This is a genomic window from Archaeoglobus neptunius (assembly GCF_016757965.1).
Classification (GTDB): domain Archaea; phylum Halobacteriota; class Archaeoglobi; order Archaeoglobales; family Archaeoglobaceae; genus Archaeoglobus; species Archaeoglobus neptunius.
In genome coordinates this window covers 23,354-30,535 of record NZ_JAEKIW010000018.1, presented here as the reverse complement: position 1 = coordinate 30,535, position 7,182 = coordinate 23,354, and the positions used below count along the sequence as shown (strand labels likewise).

8 protein-coding genes are annotated in these 7,182 nt (G+C 47.4%); all 8 read left to right on the top strand.

What is annotated here, in order from left to right; translation table 11 throughout:
• On the top strand, positions 1–1,486 hold a 1,486-nt coding region (locus JFQ59_RS12255; protein WP_202320796.1), incomplete at its 5' end, for an acetate--CoA ligase family protein.
• Between the two features lie 38 nt (positions 1,487–1,524).
• The gene (gene ilvE / locus JFQ59_RS12250) at positions 1,525–2,397 is read left to right on the top strand and encodes a branched-chain-amino-acid transaminase (RefSeq protein WP_202320795.1); all 873 of its coding nucleotides are present in this window, start codon (positions 1,525–1,527) and stop codon (positions 2,395–2,397) included.
• Positions 2,390–2,905, top strand: coding sequence for an ACT domain-containing protein (locus tag JFQ59_RS12245; protein WP_202320794.1), 516 nt, complete (start codon positions 2,390–2,392; stop codon positions 2,903–2,905). Before ilvE ends, JFQ59_RS12245 begins: the two co-directional genes overlap by 8 nt.
• Positions 2,902–3,879, top strand: coding sequence for a homoserine dehydrogenase (locus JFQ59_RS12240; protein ID WP_202320793.1), 978 nt, complete (start codon positions 2,902–2,904; stop codon positions 3,877–3,879). The genes JFQ59_RS12245 and JFQ59_RS12240 overlap by 4 nt, the downstream gene beginning before the upstream one ends.
• The gene (locus JFQ59_RS12235) at positions 3,866–4,597 is read left to right on the top strand and encodes an A24 family peptidase C-terminal domain-containing protein (protein WP_202320792.1); all 732 of its coding nucleotides are present in this window, start codon (positions 3,866–3,868) and stop codon (positions 4,595–4,597) included. The genes JFQ59_RS12240 and JFQ59_RS12235 overlap by 14 nt, the downstream gene beginning before the upstream one ends.
• A gap of 57 nt (positions 4,598–4,654) precedes the next feature.
• Entirely contained in the window at positions 4,655–5,926 is a 1,272-nt protein-coding gene (tuf, locus tag JFQ59_RS12230; protein ID WP_202320791.1) for a translation elongation factor EF-1 subunit alpha, read from the top strand.
• Between the two features lie 21 nt (positions 5,927–5,947).
• Positions 5,948–6,268: a 30S ribosomal protein S10 gene (gene rpsJ / locus JFQ59_RS12225; RefSeq protein ID WP_202320790.1), complete on the top strand. Its 321-nt coding sequence runs from the start codon at positions 5,948–5,950 to the stop codon at positions 6,266–6,268.
• The gene (gene rnz / locus JFQ59_RS12220; RefSeq protein WP_202320789.1) at positions 6,268–7,182 is read left to right on the top strand and encodes a ribonuclease Z; all 915 of its coding nucleotides are present in this window, start codon (positions 6,268–6,270) and stop codon (positions 7,180–7,182) included. Before rpsJ ends, rnz begins: the two co-directional genes overlap by 1 nt.

Here is a 7,182-nt window from a genome sequence, read left to right as displayed (position 1 = left end):
AGTTGGGGAGATGGTCGAGAAAGAGGGTATAGTTGAGATGGACCTGAATCCCGTCTTCGTCTACGAGAATGGATGCGTTGTTGCGGATGCGAGGATTGCTGTTGGGGAGAGAAAGAGGTTTGATTACACCTTAAAGGACGTATCAGAGATTATAAACCCGAAGTCTGTTGCTGTGATCGGAGCCTCGACCAATCCGATAAAGGTCGGAAATTCAGTGGTAAAAAGCCTCATGTCCAACAAAAATTTAAGAATCTATCCTATAAACCCGGCTGCGAAAGTAATCAACGGGTTAAAGGCATATCCTTCACTGAGTGTCCTGCCAGAAACTCCAGATCTGGCCATAATTGCCGTTCCTGCAGAAAAGGTGCTGGAGGCGGCTCTTGATGCTGCAAACGCCGGTGTTAAGGGAGCGGTGATCATCTCGTCGGGTTTCAAGGAGGCCGAGTACGGTGAAGGAAAAGAGCTCGAAAAGATGCTGAGAGATATGGCCGAACAGAAAAACTTCAGAATCGTTGGGCCAAATACGTTTGGCATTGTCAACGTTATAAAGGGAATAAACGCCAGCTTCACTCCGATGTTCAGCAATGTCAAAAAGGGAAGAATAGCCCTGGTTTCCCAGAGTGGAGGAATATGCCATTACATCATGCATAAATTCCTCAATGCAGGATTCAGCTACATTCTCCATCTTGGAAATCGCTGCGACATTGATTTCCCGGATGTTCTAAACTTCCTGAAGGACAGCAATGATACAGATGTCGTTGCACTCTACATTGAAGGTGTGGAAAATGGAAGAGCGCTATTTGGCCAGATAAGAGAGATGGCGGAAAAAAAGAGAATTGTCGTAATGAAATCCGGAAAGAGCAGTGTCGCCGACAGGGCCTCGCTGAGCCATACAGGAAGCATGGCAGGAGATTACAGGGTTTTTGAATCTGCAATGAGACAGGCTGGTGCGTTCGTGGCTGAGAACCCTGTTGAGTTGATTGACATTGCGACAGCCCTTGAAAGACTCGATGGGCTGGACGAGGCGAGGGGGAAGGGCGTGGGTATTCTTACGATTCAGGCTGGTATGGGCATAGTCGCAGCAGATACAATTGAGACCGGCGGAGGGAGAGTAGCGAAATTTGATGAAAATACAATAATGAAGTTGAGAAAGTTGCTACCTCCAATCACGATGAGAGAGAATCCCGTTGACCTGTCCTTCAGTGGTTTAGACCTGGGTATATTTACAGGAGTTGTTGATGCCGTTTCAAACGACAGTGACACCGGAATCATCATGTTCCTGTACGCTGAGGCTCCACCAAGCTGGGTAATCCCACCAGAGGTGATCAGAACGGTTGCAGAAAGATTTAAGAAACCGGGGATCTTCGTTTACTCCACAACTCCCGAAAATTATCAGAAAATGGATATGGCGCTCCAGGACTGCAATGCTGTTCTCTTCGACTCTGTGGAGAGGGCGGCGAGAGTTGCAGCAAAGCTATGCAAATGAACGAAACTATTTTTAATTAATTCTGTGATGTCTGCTTAATGTTGCTCGTGTATATTGATGGCGAATTTGTTCCGGAAAATGAGGCGAAAATCAGCATATTTGATCACGGATTTCTTTACGGAGATGGCGTCTTCGAGGGGATAAGAGCCTATAACGGAAAGGTTTTCAGACTTAAGGAGCACATTGACCGGCTGTACGACTCTGCAAAGGCTATCGACCTGGAAATACCTCTCAGCAAGGAGGAATTCATAGAGGCCATACTGGAAACCCTGAGAAAAAACAACCTGAAAGATGCATACATAAGACCAATCGTCACGAGAGGAATCGGAGATCTGGGGCTGGATCCGAGGAAGTGCGGCAAACCATCAGTTATAGTCATAACAAAGCCATGGGGTAAGCTCTACGGGGACCTTTACGAAAAGGGCCTTACCGCAGTTACCGTGGCGGTGAGAAGAAACGCCTTTGATGCTCTGCCACCAAACATAAAATCCCTCAACTATCTGAACAACATTCTGGCAAAAATCGAGGCAAACGCAAAGGGTGGTGATGAGGCAATATTCCTTGACCGAAACGGCTACATTTCAGAGGGGAGCGGGGATAACATTTTCATTGTAAAAAACGGTGAGATTATAACCCCGCCAACAATAAACAACCTGAGAGGAATTACCAGACAGGTGGTGATAGAAATTATCGAAAAACTTGGCATACCCTTCAGGGAAACAAATGTTGGACTTTACGACCTGTACACTGCAGACGAGGTTTTTGTAACAGGCACGGCTGCTGAGATCGCACCGATCGTGGTAATAGATGGAAGAAAAATTGGAGATGGTAAACCGGGCGAGGTCACGAGGAGGTTGATGGAGGAATTCAGAAAGATAACAGAAATGGAAGGCGTGCCAATATATGAATGAGCTGCTGATTACTCTGATCGTTGAGCTCGAAGACAGGCCCGGACAGCTCCTGAAGGTTCTCGAACCGATCTCAAAGATGGGGGGAAATATAGTTGGAATTGTACACCAGAGAGGCAGAAAAACTCCGCTCAACAGGCTGCCAGTAGAGATTTCTTTTAAGATCGATGGCAGAAAGGTGGAAAGGCTCATCGAAACCCTCAGGCTTTCAGGAACAATCATAAGAAGCTTCAATGAGGTAAGACTCACTGCTACAACATCCGTACTGCTGATAGGACATTTGATTCACACGGACATCAGTGACACGATAAACAGCATTGACATTGACGGAGAGGCTGAATGTGTTGAAATGCACGTGAGCATGCCGGAAGTTTCAGGTCCGTCAACGGCCATAGTAACAATCTCAGCTTCAGGAAATGACAAACTTAAAGAGGCAATTGGGAAGCTCAGAGAAATCTGCAGAAGGAAGAATATTATGCTCATCGAGCCTATAAATGAGGATCCCGTATGATAAGAATTGCCATTGTCGGTTTCGGTACCGTCGGTCAGGGGTTCGCCGAGTTGCTGATGAAAAAAAGGAATGTGATTGAGAAGTGCATCGGGGAATACAGGGTCGTTGCAATTGCGGACTCCAAAAGCTCCATTTCTGGAAACTTCAGCATCGAAGAAGCGATAAGGATGAAAAGACAAAACGGAAGGCTGAGAGACGATACAGGACCTGAAGAAATCGTCAGCGAGACCGAGTATAACCTGCTCGTTGAAACGACACATACAAAACTGGATGGTGGAGATGGGCTGAGATATATCAAAGCTGCCCTGCACAGAGGCTGCGATGTCATTACTTCGAACAAGGGGCCCCTTGTTGCAGATTTCGAAGGCCTGATGAGGCTTGCACGGCGGAATGGAGCAAGACTCATGTACGAGGCGACCGTTGGCGGGGCCATGCCGGTGATAAAGATGGTAAGAAAATACCTTGCATTCTGCGATATAGTGAGTGTTAAGGGAATACTCAACGGCACATGCAACTACATACTTTCGAGAATGGAGGAGGAGGGACTTTCATATGAGCAGATACTCACTGAGGCTCAGGAACTCGGAATTGCTGAAGCAGATCCATCCTTCGATGTTGAGGGGGTCGACGCTGCGGCAAAGCTGGTCATTATAGCGAACACAATTGGTGTGAGGGCAAAGTTTGAAGATGTGGAAAGAGTGGGGATCGACAAAATAACTCCTGAAGCATTCAAAGTCGCGAGAGAGCAGGGGTACACGATAAGGCTGATCGCAGAGGTAAGCAAGAAAGAGCTTAGGGTATCGCCCAGACTCGTTCCGGTCTCTCACCCTCTCGCAATAAAAGGTACCATGAATGCTGCAATGTTCAAAACGGATACTGCAGGAAACATTTTTTTGGCCGGAAGGGGGGCTGGTAAGGAAGAAACGGCCTCCGCAATGCTTTCAGACCTTTACGAGCTATATGCCGGTAACTGATCTTACAAAATTCCTCATCGTCCTTGGATTTTTAATTTATGCATGCAAACTGGACATAGAGAGCAGAATAGTACCGAACAGAGTGTGGAAGTACATGCTCCTAGTCTCGCTACCGATCACAGCATTTCAGCTTTTTACAGAGGTGCACTTTCAGCTAGCATTCGCAATAGCAGCCCTACAGGTTGTCATGGTCATATCCCTTGCCTATCTGCTTTATTTCATAGGTGCATACGGCGGTGCCGATGCGAAGGCCATTATGGCTCTTGCACTGATATTTCCTTTCTACCCTAAATACAACGGATTTCCCATGCTGAACATGGGATTCGGATCATTTGCATTCTCCACTCTTGCCAATTCCGTGATTACAGCTCCTGTTCTTCTTATGTTAATGTTTCTCAGAAATCTGATTGTTGAGGGGGTTACGGGCCTGAGAGAGAACTTCATATACTACTTTACAGGCTACAGGGTGAGACTCGACAATTTGCCAAAGTTTCACAATCTCCTGGAGTACGTGGACGAGAACGGCAGGTTCAGAAGGGTGAGAAGGGCTATAGAGCCAGACGACGAGATAATAGAGAGACTGAGGAGGAAAAAAATTGAGACCGTATGGGTAACCCCCGCTCTGCCTTTTCTCGTTTTCATCACAGCAGGATATGTGGCTGCCTTTATACTTGGTGATCTACTTTTCCTCGTTATTTCCAACATTCTAAGCTGGTGAAAGGTTTATATATCCTTCTAATGGATGTGATGAAAAACTCAAAGGGAGGAGATGAATATGGCAAAGGAAAAGGAGCACATTAATGTTGCCTTTATAGGGCATGTGGACCACGGAAAAAGCACACTGATTGGTAGGCTGCTTTACGAAACAGGAGAGGTACCCGAACACATCATTGAGAAAATGAGGAAAGAGGCGCAGGAGAAGGGAAAAGCAACGTTCGAGTTCGCATGGGTCATGGACAGGCTGAAGGAGGAGAGAGAGCGCGGTGTTACCATCGACGTGGCTCACAGAAAGTTCCAGACTGAGAAGTACTACATTACAATCGTGGACTGTCCGGGCCACAGGGACTTTATCAAGAACATGATCACCGGCGCATCACAGGCAGATGCTGCTGTTCTGGTCATGGATGTGGTTGAGAAGGTTCAGCCACAGACGAGAGAGCACATATTCCTGGCAAGGACGCTGGGTATAAACCAGATAATTGTAGCCATAAACAAGATGGACAGAGTAAATTACGACCAGAAGGAGTATGAGGCTGCAAAAGATGCGGTCTCAAAGCTTCTCAAGATGGTGGGTTACAAGGTCGACGAAATCCCGTTCATACCAACTTCTGCTTATCACGGAGACAACATCGCCAAGAAGAGTGACAAGACTCCGTGGTACAATGGACCAACACTTATGGAGGCGTTTGACATGCTCAAACCACCAGAGAAGCTCGTTGACAAACCATTAAGAATACCCATCCAGGACGTCTACTCGATCAGCGGTGTTGGAACCGTCCCGGTCGGAAGAGTTGAGAGCGGTGTGCTCAAAGTAGGTGATAAGGTCGTCTTTGAGCCTGCCAGTGTCAGCGGTGAGGTAAAGAGCATCGAAATGCACCACGAGCCAATTCAGGAGGCCTATCCTGGTGACAACATAGGCTTCAACGTGAGAGGTGTGAGCAAGAAAGACCTGAGGAGAGGAGATGTCGCAGGACACCCGGACACCCCGCCAACAGTCGTAAAGGACTTCACAGCACAACTGGTTGTACTGCAGCATCCAACCGCAATCACAGTCGGTTACACGCCAGTGGTTCACGCACACACCGCCCAGATTGCATGCAGATTCGTTGAGCTGCAGAAGAAGATTGATCCAAGAACCGGTCAGGTAAAAGAGGAGAATCCACAGTTCCTCAAGACGGGAGATGCAGCGGTTGTTAAGCTTGAGCCGACCAGGCCGATGGTCATCGAGAAGGTCAAGGACATCCCACCGATGGGCAGGTTCGCCATCAGAGACATGGGGATGACGATCGGAGCCGGAATGGTTCTTGACCTCACCCCAAGAAAATAACCCTATTTTTTTGGTGATCTCATGCCGATTAAAGGCCCAAAGGCGAGAATTAAACTCTCCGGTCTGAATCCAAGAGAGCTCGACAGAATCTGCTCGCAAATCAAAGAAATTGCCAATAAGACTGGCGTTGAGCTGAGCGGCCCGGTACCACTTCCTACAAGACGTCTGGTGGTTCCCGTCAGAAAAGCTCCGGACGGAGAGGGCAGCGAAACATGGGACCACTGGGAGATGAGAGTTCACAAGAGGCTGATAGATATCTCTGCAGACGAGAGAGCCCTGAGGCAGATAATGAGAATCCAGGTCCCCAAGGATGTGAACATTGAGATAGTTCTCGAATCTTAATGCTATTTAAAATTACTTTTCTCGGAACCTCCGGTACCGTTCCGAGTGTTGAGAGAAACTCTCCAGCTATTTTTGTTCAGTATGGCGGCCACAGATTTCTTTTTGACTGCGGAGAAGGGACGCAAAGGCAGATGATGATTGCAAAAACCGGATTCAGGAATCTGGACAACATCTTCATTACCCACCTGCATACAGACCACTTCATCGGCCTATTCGGCCTCATTGAAACCATGTCTCTGAATGATAGAGAGAGGGCTCTGACCATTCACTCACCGAGGGCGAAGGTTCTGAAGGCTCTGTTCGACGCATTCGGCTACGGCGAGCTCAATTACCCAATCTATGTGAGAGAAGTAAGGGACGGATACGAAGTGAAGTTTGAAGGCTTTAAGGTTGTTGCCTTTAAAACGGAGCACATAGTTGAGAGCGTTGGTTACGCAATCATCGAAAACGATAGAAGGGGCAAATTCAACAGAGAAAAAGCTGAAAAAGAGTTCGGCATTCCGCCCGGACCCCTTTACGCCAAACTGGCAAGAGGCGAAAGTATAGAGTGGAAAGGAAGAACAATAACTCCCGAGATGATTCTCGGTGAGCCGAGAAGAGGGAGAAAAGTTGTATACACGGGAGACACAAGACCAACAGATAGAACGATAGAAATAGCCGGTAATGCGGATATTCTGATTCACGACGGTTCCTTTTTGGAAGAGCTGAAGGAGTGGGCCATTGAGAGCGGACACTCAACCGCAAAGGAGGCTGCCGATGTTGCCAGGGCCGCAAACGTCAGAAAACTTATCCTCACACACATAAGCACAAGATACTCTAAAGACTCCTCTCCTCTACTCGAAGAGGCCAGAAAAGTTTTTGAAAACACGATTATCGCAGAAGATTTTCTGAATATCGAAGTTACCTACGAGTAA